Below are 14,590 nucleotides of genomic sequence, written 5' to 3'. Positions count from 1 at the left end.
GTAGATCTGCGCTATTCTTTTGAATAGTATGCACCTTTTAGTAAGTACCCCCTCGGAGCCTTCATCATCATGGCTAACAACTCATTCAACTGTGGCCTGGAAGCTGCGCTGGCCGTGATTGGCGGCAAATGGAAACCCCTGGTTCTGTTCAACCTGGCGCAGAATGTTCATCGATATGGCGAATTAAGGCGCGCGATTGGCGGCGTGACTGACAAAGTGTTGATTCAGCAACTCAAGGAGTTGGAGCGCGACGAGATCATTGCTCGTGTGGACTTTCACGAGATACCGCCGAAGGTCGAGTACTCCCTCACGCCCTTTGGCCAGTCCTTGGCTACGGCGCTGGGCGGGTTGTGCCAATGGGGTACGCAGCATATGCAAACGGTCGAGCGCATCGCCGAACGACGCACGTCTGCCCTCTCCCGGTCCTGAGCCCCTGCCCGATATCCAACTCAACTAAATGACTATTTAGTTGAGTTAAATCAATAAGTTAGAGCCTGAATCGATCGACGGACTGTGACAGCTGGCCTGCCAAGCTAGACAATTCGTCCGTCGTCGACGCCGTCTGGCCGATTACGCGACTGTTGCTCTCTGACATCTGCGCAATCATCTCCACCTGATGGGCAATTTCATTGCTGGCCAGGCTCTGCTCCCCGATGGTTCGGGAGATATCGTTGACCATCTCGGTGGTATTCAAGGTGGCCTGGAGAATCTCACGAATTGAGCGCTCCACATCAGCGGTCACCGCCATGCCCTTATCGACCTGAGCAACGCCCTCCTCCATGCTGGCGACGGCTTCGCGCGTGCTTTGCTGGATACGCCCTACCATGCTGGCAATTTCCTGGGTCGAGGCACTGGTGCGCCCGGCGAGGTTGCGTACTTCATCGGCGACCACGGCGAAACCGCGCCCCTTCTCACCGGCACGGGCGGCCTCGATCGCGGCATTCAGGGCCAGCAAATTGGTCTGGTCGGCGATTCCCTTGATCACCTGGATAATGCTGTAAATCGCCTCGGACTCCTTGTCCAGCGTGCGGATTACCTGGGCGGACTGTTGCGCGGAGCGGGCAATGCCGTCCATGTCGCTGACCACCTGATGAATCACCTGGCCACCGTCCTTGGCCAGTGTTTCAGCCTGGTTGGCCATGGCCAATGCTCGCTCGGCATGCCGAGTGATTTCCTCAATGCTCGCGGTCATTTCACTCGCGGCAGCGGCCATGGCGCTTGCCGCCGCGCTTTGTTGCTGGCTGCTGCCAGCCACTTCATGACAGCCGTGGCTCAGTTGCTCGCTCGTGGTATTGACGCCATGGGCGTTGCTGCGCACCACGTCGATCATGCCGCGCAAATCCCGTTGCATGGTGGCGAGGCTGCGAATCAATGCACTGGCTTCATCTTTGCGCACGGGTTCGACAATCGGTTCGCTCAAGTTGCCATGAGCAATGCTGTCGGCAATCCGGCTGGCCGTTTGCAGCGGTCCCATGATGCTGAGGATGACCCAGCGGCCCTGGGCCAACAGCAATATAAGGCTGGCGATCAACACCACGCCAAGGGTGAAGTTGGCGGCACTGATGCTCTGCCGAGTGCCGACACTGGCCTGCTGGGTGTTGTTTTCGATCAGCTCACTGAGCGTCGCCATCTGATCTTCAAGCTGGCTGAAGGCGGCGTTGAACGTACCCAGTTCGCCCCGAGCGGCGTCGGGGTCATCCAGCGCCAGGGTGACGATGCGCTCGCCGGTACTTATATAGTTGTCCAGGCTGGGTTTGATTTTTTCCAGGTTTGCCTTGAGCGTGTTGTCCAGCGGCAGCTTGAGGTTATCCGCCAACACCTGGCGAAAGTGCTCGGCATGTTCCTTGAGCGAATCGCTGACCTGCGCCTTCGTGCTGGTACTTTTACCCAGGCCCACCAGCATGGCCGACAGCACATCCGCGCGCAGGGCGTCGTGCATCATGTCGGCTTCCATATGGTTGCGCAGCGCCGTCATGCTGAGCTCGCTGTCCTGCACGGCAGTGCCCATCCGAGTATTTCCCAGGTAGCCGGCCAGGTTCATGATCAAGGCCGTAAGCAGTCCGGTCGCTATCAACAGCATCAGGCGTAGTTTGATCGTCATGCTGATATATCCCCGTGCCTGGTCAGTCGGTTGGGAACCCAACCGCAGAAGCCTCGCTGGTCATGTTATCGGCCAACCATACTGCTTATTGAAGCCTAAGTTTGCGGATCTGCGCAGATCCCTTAAGCTGACCGACCTTTGCTCCGCCCGGAACTGCCCCATGTCTCGACGTATCGCCCACCTCGCCTTGCTGCTGGGTTTGATCACCGCAGTCGGCCCCTTCGCCATCGATATTTACCTGCCAGCCTTGCCGACTCTGGGCGCAAGCCTGCATGCCTCACCCGCGCTGGTGCAGATGAGCCTCACTGTGTTTTTCGTCATCGTTGGGGTGTGCCAGCTGTTCTACGGGCCGATCAGTGATGTGTTTGGGCGCAAACCGCCGATTTACGCAGGCCTGGTAATTTTTGCCGTGGCAAGTGTCGGGTGTGCGCTGGCGCCGACCATCGAAACACTGATTGCCTTTCGTGCCCTGCAGGCGTTTGGTGCGTGCGCAGGCATGGTGATTCCGCGGGCCATCGTGCGTGACTTGTACACCGGGCATGAAGCGGCGAAGCTCATGGCGTTGCTGATGCTGGTGATGAGCGTCTCGCCGATCCTCGCGCCGCTCGCCGGCAGCCTGGTGATCGCGTTGTGGAGCTGGCGTGAAGTGTTTGCCGTGCTGGCCGTCGTTGCCGTGGCCTGCCTGGTGATGACCATCGTGCAACTGCCCGAGACCCATCCGGCCGAACGTCGATTGGGCAAAACCCTGGGCAATGCGTTCAGCAGCTATGGCGCGTTGTTGCGCGACCCGGTCTTTATCGGTTTGTCGGTGGTATGTGGTTTTGGCTTGGCGACCTTCTTCGTGTTCATCGGCAGCGCACCGTTCGTGTACATCGAGTATTACGGCCTGACGCCGACCCAGTTCAGCCTGGGTTTTGCCCTGAATGCCGCCTCGTTTTTCGCCATGAGCCAACTGACCGCGCGCCTCACTGCACGCTTTGGCCTGGCGCCGTTGATCCGCTGGTCGGTGGTGGCCGTGGCGGCGGTCATGGCCTTGCTGGCGGCCACCACGCTATGGGTCGATAGCCTGGCCTTGATGATGACGCTGCTGTTTATCGGCTTTGGCTTTCTCGGCCTGCTGCTGCCGGCAGCCGGTGTGTTGTCGTTGGAGGATCATGGCGCGGTGGCCGGTTCTGCCTCGGCCCTGCTCGGGGCGATCCAGATGATCACGGCAGCCCTGTCAATGACGGTGGTCGGTGTGTTCGCCGATCACACACCCGCGCCGATGCTGATAGGCATTGCGCTATGCGCCATCGCAGCGATGCTCACCACGCTGTGGACCTTGCGCCGCCTGCCCACTCACCTGGCCAGTGCCCCGCCCTCCTCCTGATCGCTGCCCGTCTGCGCAGCAGGTTCGGATCTCGAATCTTGACTGCGCCTACGGGGCAACATCAAAGCGTGGAAATACCCTGTATGCATAAGTCTGAAGCCAACCACTCGTCGGGCTTCAATGGCATCCATTACAACTATCGTCCGGCGCAAAACTACTAATCCCATAGCACCTTTGGAAACCTATGGAGATTGAAATGACTGACTACCCTCGCCCACCCTTCGCGCCGCAAGCTCAGAACGTGCCAGGTTCGCAGAAAAAAATGGACCCTTACCCGGATTGCGGCGAGCAAAGCTACAAGGGCTCCGGCCGGCTCGCCAACAAGATCGCGCTGATCACCGGCGCCGACAGTGGCATCGGCCGTGCCGTTGCGATCGCTTTTGCACGCGAAGGCGCGGATGTGGCTATCGCTTATCTGGATGAACATGAGGACGCCAGGGAAACCGCACGCTGGGTCGAGGAAGCCGGACGCCAGTGCCTGTTGCTGCCCGGTGATATCGCGCAGAAAAGCGTATGCCAGTCGCTGGTCGACAAGACGGTCGAGCAATTCGGCCGTATTGATGTGCTGGTCAACAATGCAGCATTCCAGATGAGCCATGAAACGCTTGAAGATATCTCAGACGAGGAATGGGTGAAAACCTTCGATATCAACATCACAGCCATGTTTCGTATCTGCAAGGCTGCCGTGCCGCATATGAAGGCGGGCAGTTCGATCATCAATACATCGTCGGTCAACTCGGACATGCCCAAGCCGACGTTGATGCCCTACGCCGCCACCAAGGGTGCGATCGCGAACTTCACGGGTGGTCTGGCGCAGTTGCTCGGCAGCAAGGGCATTCGCGTCAACAGCGTAGCGCCGGGACCGATCTGGACGCCGCTGATTGTGGCGACCATGACCGATGAAGACGTGAAGAGCTTCGGCAGCGAAACCCCGCTGGGCCGCCCGGGCCAACCGGTGGAAGTCGCGCCGATCTATGTGCTGCTGGCCTCGGATGAAGGCAGCTATATCTCTGGGTCGCGTTATGCGGTCACGGGCGGCAAGCCTATCCTCTAACCTCTGCCAAAAATCATTGTGGGAGCTGGCTTGCCTGCGATTGCATCACCTCGGTACAACAGCAATACCGAAGTGTCCGCATCGCGGGCAAGCCCGGCTCCCACAGGGGATTACAGTCGCCAGTCCTACAGATCAAACCGATCCACCGCCCGCCGCCGCTCGTTGTCGTCACGCACGTCATAGCTGGCGGTGGTCTGGATATTGGTGTGGTGCGCCAGTTTCTGTGCAATCGACAGGTCATGTTCTTCAATCACCCGAGTAATGAACGAGCGGCGGAAGTCATGGGGCATGATTTTCACGCCTACCTGCTGACCGCGCTGGCGGGCGATGTAGTAGATCGCATGCTTGGTGATGCGCTCGCGGGTGATATGGCTGCCGCGGCGGATGCGGTTGAACAGGAAACTGTCGTCCTGCTCGCCTTCCTTGAGTTGCTCGCGGCGAAACGCCAGCCACGCCTGCAACTTGGCGAATGCCCAGTCCGGCGCGTACTTGATCAACTCCTTGTTACCCTTGCCGATCACCCGCAGGCTGCGCTCTTCGAAGTTGATCTGCGCCAGGTCGAGGTTGACCGACTCCGACTTGCGCATGCCGGAGCCATACAGAATGCCGATCACCGCCGCATCCCGCAGGCCCTGGGGCCGAGGGTCGGCAGCGCAGACTTCCATCATTTCGCGGATCAGGCTGCGCCGCAGGTTGCGGCCCTGGCTCAGGCGCGTGCCCGGTGCAGCCTTGACGGTGCGCATGCGCAACAGGTGTTCCTGGCTGATCAGGTTCAGCCGCCAGGCTTCGTTCATCACACCGCGTACCGCGTTGACATATAACGATGAGGTATTCGGCGCGTAGCCGTCCTCACGCAAGGCAGCGACCAGGGCGATCACGTGTTCGGGCTGCAGCAGATGCCAGTCGATGTCTTCAAGGTTAATGTCCTCGAAGCCCAGGCGGTCGGCCGCGTCTTGCAACACGTAGCGCATGGTCAGTTGGCTGGAGGGTGCCAGGCGGGTGAGGTAAAGGGTCAGCGGGTTGCGGATAGACTCAGTCAAGGTAGATCAGCCTTTGGATTAAATACCTCGAACAAGCCTTTGATTAATCGAGGTATTTAGTGAATTGGCGAAGGCCGAGTCTAACCCAGGACCGGCCCAGGCACAAAATCACGGGGCCGTGTCGTCATCTTCGGTAGGGTCCTGCGGCTGGACCTGGGTCTGGCTCCAGTCGCTGTCCTGCTTCTGCATCAGCGCGAACCAGTGTTGACGCATGAACGTCAAGTAAGCCTCAGGGGCTTTGGCAAAATCCTTTTCATCGCCATAACAACCCGGCAACGGCAACTCGGTGCCCTGCTCCTTGTACTGGCTGACCAGTGCCTGCTGTCCGGCCACGCTGCAATCCTTGGGCAACGGCATGCCGCGCAAGGCGCCAGCCTCTTCGTCCCACCAGGCAGCCCCCACGCGGTCCAGGCCGCGCAGACGGAATTTCTGCGACTTGCCGACATGCATGATCAGCTTGAATTCGTTGGGGCTAACATCGCTGGTGCAGGTTCGCGAATAGCCCACGGTGGCCTGGGTGATGCCGTCGCCGGTGAGGTCGGTGACCTTGGTCGCCGCCCTGTCAAAATGCAGGGCGGCGTCGAATTCGCAATGCTGCACGTCGTCGTAGAGCATCCACACACGCTTGGGGCGGTTGCCGTCGATCAGGTATTGCGCCGCATACACGAACCCCGACTGGGTGCCGTCGTCGTCACGCTCGCTGACTTGCTCGGCGAGCACCAGCAGGTTCTTGCCTTGTTTATCGTCCCAGGTGTAGGCGGCGATCTGCTTGCCGCGCACTTCCACGCCGTCCGGCACTTGATCGATGCTGGTCAGCGCCACGCCGTCATCGGCCTGGACTGTCGTGACACTGGCCACGCTCATCAACAACGCCATCAATGATCCCATCAAAGCAGGCCGCAATTGGCCGCGTAAAAGCTGCACGCTATTCATTCGATCACCCTGGCAAGAGACGGCTTACTTTACCGGCACTTGGGGCGCATTGCAGAGAAGATTCTTCACTAAAATTCGTTGGCTGAGCGTAGGCGCTCAAGTTGAACCAAACGTCCTACAAACAGTTCTTATTTCGCCCACTAACTAAAGTCGACAACCCGTTAGTTGCTTAGCTGAACCCTAGCTGTCTACCTGTCAAATAAACGAGTTTTTCATCCGCCTTTCATATCTGTTCCACATTTTTACGCTTAATCTTAAACACAGTACTTCACGGCAAGCCGCGCTATATCGTCTAACCTATTGATTACGCTTCACCTTTGGCGCCGTTTCTTAACCTGCGGCCTGGACGTTCGCCCCAATGATTGCTGCTGTTTCCACGCTCCAAGATGCTCTAACCCCGAGGTCATGAATCTTTGAAACCCTACCCTATTCATTGCGTGTCGATCGTTATCCCGGTCTACAACGAACAAGAGAGCCTGCCTGAATTGCTGCGTCGCACCACTGCGGCCTGCAAGCAGCTGGCCTACGAATACGAAATCATCCTGGTGGATGACGGTAGCCGCGACAATTCGGCCCAACTGCTGGAAGACGCTGCGGCTGAAGACGGCAGCAACGTGGTGGCGGTGATCCTCAATCGCAACTACGGCCAGCATGCGGCGATCATGGCCGGTTTCGAGCAGTGCCGGGGCGAGGTGGTAATCACCCTTGACGCCGACCTGCAAAACCCGCCCGAAGAAATCCCGCGCCTGGTGGACCAAGCCGCCCTCGGTTACGACGTGGTTGCGACCGTGCGCAATAATCGCCAGGACTCGGCCTTCCGCCGCTGGCCTTCGCGCTTGATCAACCTGGCCGTGCAGCGCTCCACCGGCGTGGCCATGACCGATTACGGCTGCATGTTGCGCGCCTACCGCCGCACCATTGTCGACGCGATGCTGGCCTGCCGCGAGCGCAGCACCTTCATCCCGATCCTGGCCAACGGCTTTGCCCGCCACACCACCGAGATCCTGGTGCACCACGCCGAGCGTGAACATGGCGAATCCAAATACAGCGCCATGCGCCTGATCAGCCTGATGTTCGACTTGCTGACCTGCATGACCACCACCCCGCTGCGCCTGCTGTCCATCGTCGGCTTCAGCCTGGCGGCGCTCGGCATGCTGTTTGCCCTGGCGTTGATCGTCATGCGCCTGGCCTTTGGTGCCGACTGGGCCGGTGATGGCTTGTTCGTACTGTTCGCCGTGCTGTTCGTGTTCACCGGTGGCCAATTCATCGGCATGGGCCTCTTGGGTGAATACCTGGGCCGCATGTACAGCGATGTGCGCGCCCGTCCGCGCTTCTTTGTCGAAAAGGTGCTGCGCAACCAACCGGCAGCACCGGCTCCCGTGGTCGTCGTTGACGGCCTGGTGTCTTCCCATACTTCTACTTCTTCTGCTGATCAGGTCCAATCATGAGTTCAAAAGCTGTTGTATTCGCGTACCACGACATTGGTTGTGCAGGCCTTGAAGCGCTGCTCAACACGGGTTACGAAATTGCTGCTGTGTTCACCCATGCCGACGACCCGAAGGAGAACAACTTCTACGGTTCCGTTGCTCAACTGTGCGCACGCAACGGTATTCCAGTGCACGCTCCGGAAGACGCGAACCACCCGCTGTGGGTCGAGCGCATCGCCAAGCTGAACCCGGACTACATTTTCTCGTTCTACTACCGCAACCTGCTGAGCGAGCCATTGCTGGCAACCGCACGCAACGGCGCATTCAATCTTCACGGCTCGCTGCTGCCCAAATACCGTGGCCGCGCCCCGGCCAACTGGGTGCTGGTCAATGGCGAAAGCGAAACCGGCGTAACCCTGCACCGCATGGTCAAGCGTGCCGATGCCGGCGCGATCATGGCCCAACAGAAAGTCGTGATCGATCGCACTGATACCGGCCTGACCCTGCACGCCAAACTGCGCGACGCCGCCAGCAACCTGCTGCGTGACGCCCTGCCGCAACTGGCTCAAGGCAAGCTGGCGGAGACCGCCCAGGACGAAAGCCAGGCCACTTACTTCGGTCGCCGCACCGCCGCCGATGGCAAGCTGGAATGGAAAAAACCGGCTGAAGCATTGTTCAACCTGGTTCGCGCCGTGACTCAACCGTATCCGGGCGCTTTCTGCGCGGTCGGCGAGCACAAGCTGATCGTGTGGCAAGCCGAAGTGGTCAAGGGCAACGATGGCCAGGCGCCGGGCCGCGTGATCAGCGTCAACCCGCTGCGCATTGCCTGCGGTGAAGACTCCCTGGTGATCAAGTTCGGCCAACGCAATGACAACGGCCTGTACCTGGCCGGTCCTTCCCTGGCCAACGAATTGGGCCTGGTGGACGGTTCCGTGCTGCGCGGCGCCGAGTCCGGCCGCAAGACACGGCGTACCCGTGTGCTGATCCTGGGCGTGAATGGCTTTATCGGTAACCACCTGTCCGAGCGTCTGCTGCGTGACGACCGTTACGAAGTCTATGGCCTGGACATCGGCTCCGACGCCATCGAGCGCCTGCGCAGCCACCCGAACTTCCATTACGTGGAAGGCGACATCAGCATCCACACCGAGTGGATCGAGTACCACATCAAGAAGTGCGACGTGGTCCTGCCGTTGGTAGCCATCGCCACGCCGATCGAATACACCCGCAACCCGCTGCGCGTGTTCGAGCTGGACTTCGAGGAAAACCTCAAGCTGGTGCGCTATTGCGTCAAGTACAACAAGCGCGTGATCTTCCCGTCGACCTCCGAAGTCTATGGCATGTGCCAGGACCAGTACTTCGATGAAGACACCTCCAACCTGGTGGTCGGCCCGGTCAACAAGCAACGCTGGATCTACTCGGTCTCCAAACAACTGCTCGACCGCGTGATCTGGGCCTACGGCGCCAAGGGCCTGAACTTCACCCTGTTCCGTCCGTTCAACTGGATGGGCCCGCGTCTCGACCGCCTGGACTCCGCGCGCATCGGCAGCTCCCGTGCGATCACCCAACTGATCCTGAACCTGGTGGAAGGTACGCCGATCCGTCTGTTCGACGGTGGTGAGCAGAAACGTTGCTTCACTGACATCGCCGACGGTATCGAAGCCCTGGCGCGCATCATTGATAACGACAACGACGCGTGCAACGGCCAGATCATCAACATCGGCAACCCGGAAAACGAAGCCAGCATCCGCCAATTGGGCGAAGAGCTGCTGCGCCAGTTCGAAGCGCACCCGCTGCGTGGCAACTTCCCGCCGTTCGCCGGTTTCCGTGACGTGGAAAGCAAGGCGTTCTACGGCACCGGTTACCAGGACGTGGCACATCGCAAGCCAAGCATCGAAAACGCCAAGCGCCTGCTGAACTGGGAGCCGACCGTAGAGATGAGTGAAACCATCGGCAACACGCTGGATTTCTTCCTGCGTGAAGCGATGCTCGAAATCGCGGACAAAAAGTAATGGATGCAGGTCTTCGCATCGACGTCGACACCTACCGAGGCACCCGTGAAGGTGTGCCACGGTTGCTCGAATCCCTGGACGAAGCCTCGGTAAAAGCGACGTTTTTCTTCAGTGTCGGGCCGGACAACATGGGGCGCCACCTGTGGCGTCTCATCCGCCCGCAGTTCCTGTGGAAGATGCTGCGTTCCAACGCCGTCGGGCTGTATGGCCTGGATATCCTGCTGGCTGGTACCGCCTGGCCGGGCAAGCCGATCGGTCGCGACCTGGGGCACCTGATGCGCCAAGCCAAGGCGGCCGGGCATGAGGTCGGCCTGCACGCCTGGGATCACCACGGCTGGCAGGCCAACACCGGGCGCTGGAGCGAAGCGCAGTTGGTCGAGCAAATTCGACGCGGCGTGGAGAGCCTGAGCGACATCCTTGGTGAGCGCATTGACTGTTCAGCGGCCGCCGGTTGGCGCGCCGATGAACGCGTCGTGCAAGCCAAGCAAGGGTTCAACTTTCGCTACAACAGCGATTGCCGCGGCACTAGCCTGTTTCGTCCCACCTTGGCCGATGGCAGTGCGGGTACCCCACAGATTCCGGTGGACCTGCCGACCTTCGACGAAGTCGTCGGGCCGGTAGTGGCTGCCAAGGACTTCAATACGTTCATCCTCGACCGCTTTGCCGAGTCGAAGCTCAACGTCTACACGATCCACGCAGAGGTAGAAGGGATTCTGATGGCCAATGAGTTCCGCCAGTTGCTCGCCCAGGCAGGGCAGCGCGGCATCGATTTCAAACCGTTGGGCGAGTTGTTGCCGGCGGACCTGACCACCCTGCCCCAGCAACAGCTGGTGCGCGGCGTCTTGCCCGGTCGCGAGGGTTGGCTTGGAGTGCAGCAGGCATGATTCGCCGTTGGGCCCTGCCCCTGCTCCTGCTGGCGTTTGGCGTGTTTTACCTGCTGCCACTGGCTACCCATGGTCTGTGGATTCCGGATGAAACCCGTTATGCGCAAATCAGCCAGGAAATGCTGCTGACCGGAAAATGGGCGTCGCCGCACTTCATGGGTATCCGTTACTTCGAGAAACCGGCGGCCGGTTACTGGATGATCGCGCTGGGCCAGGCGATCTTCGGGCAGAACCTGTTCGGCGTGCGGTTTGCGTCGGCGTTGAGCACCGGATTGAGCATCCTGTTGGTGTACCTGGTGTCGCGTCGGTTGTGGAATGACCCGCAGAAGAGCCTGATCAGCACCGTGCTGTACATGAGTTTTGTCAGCGTGGCGGCCCTGGGCGGTTATGCCAACCTCGATCCGCAGTTCACGTTCTGGGTGAACCTGACGGGCGTGGCCTTGTGGTTTTGCTTTGACAGCACGACCCGCAATGGACGACTCGGCGCCTGGGCGCTGTTGGGGTTTGCCTGCGGCATGGGTTTCATGACCAAGGGCTTTCTGGCGTGGCTGCTCCCGGTGTTGATCGCCCTGCCCTATGCGATCTGGCAACAGCGTTTCCGCGAGCTGCTCGGTTACGGCCTGGTGGCGGTGGTGGTGGCGATTGTCATCAGCTTGCCGTGGGCGCTGGCTGTACACCTGCAAGAGCCCGACTACTGGCACTTCTTCTTCTGGCACGAGCATATCCAGCGCTTTGCCGGTGACGACGCCCAGCATGCCGAGCCGTTCTGGTATTACCTGCCGTTGCTGGTTGCGTTCTGCCTGCCATGGGTGGCGTTGTTGCCGTCCACGCTCAAGCAGGCCTGGCAGGACAAACGCAGCGCACAAACCGGCTTTGTATTGCTGTGGTTGCTGATGCCCCTGGCGTTCTTCAGCCTGGCCAAGGGCAAGCTGCCCTCCTACATCATGCCGTGCCTGCTGCCCTTGGCGTTGTTGATGGGCAATACCCTGACCGACAAACTGGCCCAGGGCCGTTACCGCGCAGTGCGTATCAATGGCTGGTTGAACCTGATCATCGGCGTGGTGATGCTGCTGGCGCTGAGCTGGTTCCAACTGAAAAAACCGGTGTATGAACACGGTCAGGAAACACTCAGCCTGGTACTGGTGTTCACATTCCTGTTCGGCTGGATCCTGGTCAACCTGCTGCAGGCCGCACAGCCGCTTCGCTTGTGGGCGATGCCAGTGCTTGGCAGCTGGCTGATGGTCGCCCTGTTGCCAGCCGCGCTGCCGCACTCAGTGGTTTACAACAAGACCCCCGACCCATTCATCATCGATCACCTGCAGGAACTGCAACCGGCCACTGCACTGTTGAGCAATGACCTCGGCGCCGCATCGGCCTTGTCGTGGCGCCTGGCACGGCCGGACGTGACGCTCTACAACACCGTCGGTGAAGTCAAATACGGCCTCGCCTACCCGGATGCCGGGCATCACAAGGTGGATATGCCTCAGGTTCAGCAGTGGATGAGCGATGCGCGTAAAAAAGGCACGGTCGGTGTGGTGATGCGCGTCAAAGGTGACGATGAGCGAGCCGAAATCGCTTTGTTGCCCAGCGACGGCCAGCGCTATGAGCAAGGCAATATAGTGATCCTGATCTTCCCGCAGGTGACGCCTTGATCACCTTGCTGCTGTTAGTGGCTGCCTGCTTGCTGACCTGCATGGGCCAGGTGTCGCAGAAATTCGCCGTGGAAAGCTGGCGTGACCTGCCGGACGGCTGGGCACTGAAACTGCGTTCGCCGTGGTTGTGGTCGGCGCTGATGTGTCTGGGTCTGGGCCTGTTGGTGTGGCTGCTGGTGTTGCAGCGCCTTGAGGTGGGCATTGCCTACCCCATGCTCAGCCTGAATTTCGTGCTGGTCACACTGGTGGCGCGGTTTGTCTTTGATGAGCCCATCGACGGCCGTCACTGGTTGGGCGTGGCGCTGGTGATCGGCGGTGTCGTGCTGCTGGGGCGTCACGTATGAGCCGGGTTCAAGGGTTTGCCCTGGCCCTGGGCAGTGTTGGCCTGGTCAGCGCCGCCCAATTGGGCATGCGCTGGAGCATGACGCGCTTGCCGCTGCCCAACCAGTGGCTGAGCGTCCAGATTGATCTCGACGCCCTCGGCGTGGTGCTCCTGGCGATTCTGGCCTACGCGCTGTCGATGCTCTGCTGGCTCGGCGCGCTCAAGCACCTGCCACTGGGCCGTGCCTATTCACTGTTGAGCATCAGCTACGCCCTGGTGTACCTGCTGGCGGCCAGCCTGCCGGTGTTCAACGAAGACTTCTCCATTTCAAAAACCCTGGGGGTGGCTTTGGTCATCCTCGGTGTGCTGGTTATCAACTCTCGTCGTGCTAGCGCTACAAGTCCCAGGAATGCCCCATGAAAATCAGTGTATTTGGTAGTGGTTACGTCGGTCTGGTGCAGGCCACTGTGTTGGCCGAAGTCGGTCACGATGTCATCTGCATGGACGTTGACAAGAACAAGGTCGAGTCTTTGCAGAAGGGCCATGTGACGATCTTCGAGCCGGGGCTGGCGGCGATGGTCAAGGAAAACCTGGAAAGCGGGCGGCTGCACTTTACCCATGACGAGAAACTCGCGGTCGAGCATGGCGAAGTGCTGTTTATCGCCGTGGGTACGCCGTCGGACGAAGACGGTTCGGCGGACTTGAAGTACGTGCTGTCGGTGGGCGATGCCGTGGCCCGTCATCGCAAGGAACCGGTGATCCTGGTGGAAAAATCCACCGTGCCCGTCGGTACTGGCGACACCCTGCGTGCGCATATCGAGAAAGCCCTGCACTTGGCCGGTCGGCACCTGGAGTTCGATATCGTCTCCAACCCGGAATTCCTCAAGGAAGGCTCGGCCGTGGCCGACTGCCGCCGCCCGGACCGCATCATCATCGGCTGCGAGCGCGAAGAAGTGCGCGAGGTGATGCGCGACCTGTATGCCCCTTTCAATCGCAACCATGACCGCATTATTTTCATGGACCTGCGCAGCGCCGAGCTGACCAAATACGCCGCCAACTGCATGTTGGCCACCAAGATCAGCTTCATCAACCAGATCGCCGAGCTGGCCGAGCACCTGGGCGCAGACATCGAAGCCGTGCGCCTTGGCATCGGTGCCGACTCGCGCATCGGTTACCACTTCATCTACCCCGGCTGCGGCTATGGGGGGTCGTGCTTCCCCAAGGACATGCGCGCCCTGATCCACAGCGCCAAGCAAGCCAACTGCTCCAGCGACCTGCTGGAAGCCGTGGAAGCCATCAACCAGCGCCAGAAGAGCAAATTATTCGAACGCATCAATGCATTCTTCAAGGGCAACCTGCGCGGCAAGACCTTTGCCCTGTGGGGCCTGGCGTTCAAGCCGAACACCGACGACATGCGTGACGCGCCCAGCCGGGTGTTGATGGAAGCCTTGTGGGCGGCTGGCGCCAACGTGCGTGCTTTCGATCCGGAAGCCATGCAGGAAACCCAGCGCATCTATGGCGACGATCCACGGCTGATGCTGATGGGTACCCCGGAATCCACCCTGGGCGGCGCCGACGCGCTGATCGTCTGCACCGAATGGCAGCAGTTCAAGGCGCCGGACTTCGACCTGATCCACCAGCGCTTGAAAACCCCGGTGATCTTCGACGGCCGCAACCTCTATGACGGCGAGCGCCTGGCGCGCAAAGGCTTCCAGTACTACCCGATCGGCCGTGGCGACTCCTGCCAGTTGCCGATTCCGCAGCAGCAATGGTTGCCGCAGGTCGTGGAAGCCTAAGAC

At 60.1% G+C, this 14,590-nt stretch carries 13 protein-coding genes and 1 pseudogene; 10 read left to right on the top strand and 4 right to left on the bottom strand.

What is annotated here, in order from left to right; genetic code table 11:
- Positions 1-69 precede the first annotated feature (69 nt).
- Positions 70-429, top strand: a complete 360-nt coding sequence (locus AC4PS7_RS07615; RefSeq protein ID WP_044287208.1) for a winged helix-turn-helix transcriptional regulator — start codon at positions 70-72, stop codon at positions 427-429.
- A gap of 58 nt (positions 430-487) precedes the next feature.
- Here AC4PS7_RS07615 and AC4PS7_RS07610 read toward each other — a convergent pair whose 3' ends face one another.
- Both AC4PS7_RS07610 and AC4PS7_RS07605 read right to left on the bottom strand, forming a co-directional pair.
- Complete coding sequence (locus AC4PS7_RS07610; RefSeq protein WP_492179353.1) at positions 488-1,213, bottom strand: methyl-accepting chemotaxis protein; 726 nt, start codon at positions 1,211-1,213, stop codon at positions 488-490.
- Positions 1,214-1,345: 132 nt separating this feature from the next.
- A pseudogene (locus tag AC4PS7_RS07605) lies at positions 1,346-1,630 on the bottom strand (HAMP domain-containing protein); the annotation flags it as partial.
- Positions 1,631-2,261: 631 nt separating this feature from the next.
- Between AC4PS7_RS07605 and AC4PS7_RS07600 the strand changes: the two are divergent.
- Both AC4PS7_RS07600 and AC4PS7_RS07595 read left to right on the top strand, forming a co-directional pair.
- Positions 2,262-3,470 (top strand): multidrug effflux MFS transporter, encoded by a 1,209-nt coding sequence (locus tag AC4PS7_RS07600; RefSeq protein ID WP_021493144.1) that lies wholly within the window; start codon positions 2,262-2,264, stop codon positions 3,468-3,470.
- Positions 3,471-3,666: 196 nt separating this feature from the next.
- A complete protein-coding gene (locus AC4PS7_RS07595) occupies positions 3,667-4,524 on the top strand; it encodes an SDR family oxidoreductase (RefSeq protein ID WP_198581709.1) in 858 nt (285 codons plus the stop codon).
- Between the two features lie 125 nt (positions 4,525-4,649).
- Here the strand turns inward: AC4PS7_RS07595 and AC4PS7_RS07590 are convergent, their stop codons facing one another.
- Positions 4,650-5,564: a site-specific integrase gene (locus AC4PS7_RS07590; RefSeq protein WP_021493142.1), complete on the bottom strand. Its 915-nt coding sequence runs from the start codon at positions 5,562-5,564 to the stop codon at positions 4,650-4,652.
- Between the two features lie 108 nt (positions 5,565-5,672).
- A complete protein-coding gene (locus tag AC4PS7_RS07585; protein ID WP_031291350.1) occupies positions 5,673-6,497 on the bottom strand; it encodes a M949_RS01915 family surface polysaccharide biosynthesis protein in 825 nt (274 codons plus the stop codon).
- Positions 6,498-6,910: 413 nt separating this feature from the next.
- Here AC4PS7_RS07585 and arnC point away from each other — a divergent pair, with 413 nt between their 5' ends.
- From arnC to AC4PS7_RS07550, 7 genes are read left to right on the top strand one after another with little or no spacing between them, the layout of a single operon-like run.
- Positions 6,911-7,945 (top strand): undecaprenyl-phosphate 4-deoxy-4-formamido-L-arabinose transferase, encoded by a 1,035-nt coding sequence (arnC, locus tag AC4PS7_RS07580; RefSeq protein WP_492179261.1) that lies wholly within the window; start codon positions 6,911-6,913, stop codon positions 7,943-7,945.
- Positions 7,942-9,933 carry a bifunctional UDP-4-amino-4-deoxy-L-arabinose formyltransferase/UDP-glucuronic acid oxidase ArnA gene (arnA, locus tag AC4PS7_RS07575; RefSeq protein ID WP_069673039.1) on the top strand — a complete coding sequence of 664 codons (1,992 nt, stop codon included), beginning with the start codon at positions 7,942-7,944 and terminating at the stop codon, positions 9,931-9,933. The genes arnC and arnA overlap by 4 nt, the downstream gene beginning before the upstream one ends.
- On the top strand, positions 9,933-10,817 hold the full coding sequence (arnD, locus tag AC4PS7_RS07570; protein WP_010210426.1) for a 4-deoxy-4-formamido-L-arabinose-phosphoundecaprenol deformylase: 885 nt from the start codon (positions 9,933-9,935) through the stop codon (positions 10,815-10,817). The genes arnA and arnD overlap by 1 nt, the downstream gene beginning before the upstream one ends.
- Positions 10,814-12,469 (top strand): lipid IV(A) 4-amino-4-deoxy-L-arabinosyltransferase, encoded by a 1,656-nt coding sequence (arnT, locus tag AC4PS7_RS07565; protein ID WP_044287212.1) that lies wholly within the window; start codon positions 10,814-10,816, stop codon positions 12,467-12,469. Before arnD ends, arnT begins: the two co-directional genes overlap by 4 nt.
- On the top strand, positions 12,466-12,813 hold the full coding sequence (gene arnE / locus AC4PS7_RS07560; protein WP_010210422.1) for a 4-amino-4-deoxy-L-arabinose-phosphoundecaprenol flippase subunit ArnE: 348 nt from the start codon (positions 12,466-12,468) through the stop codon (positions 12,811-12,813). Before arnT ends, arnE begins: the two co-directional genes overlap by 4 nt.
- Complete coding sequence (arnF, locus tag AC4PS7_RS07555) at positions 12,810-13,211, top strand: 4-amino-4-deoxy-L-arabinose-phosphoundecaprenol flippase subunit ArnF (RefSeq protein ID WP_010210419.1); 402 nt, start codon at positions 12,810-12,812, stop codon at positions 13,209-13,211. Before arnE ends, arnF begins: the two co-directional genes overlap by 4 nt.
- Positions 13,208-14,587, top strand: coding sequence for a UDP-glucose dehydrogenase family protein (locus AC4PS7_RS07550; RefSeq protein ID WP_028616173.1), 1,380 nt, complete (start codon positions 13,208-13,210; stop codon positions 14,585-14,587). The genes arnF and AC4PS7_RS07550 overlap by 4 nt, the downstream gene beginning before the upstream one ends.
- Positions 14,588-14,590: the final 3 nt, after the last annotated feature.

The sequence above is a fragment of the Pseudomonas sp. DW-iso3 genome, from assembly GCF_058725305.1.
The sequence above is the reverse complement of the archived record's forward strand: the minus strand, read 5'-3'. Positions and strand labels throughout refer to the sequence as shown.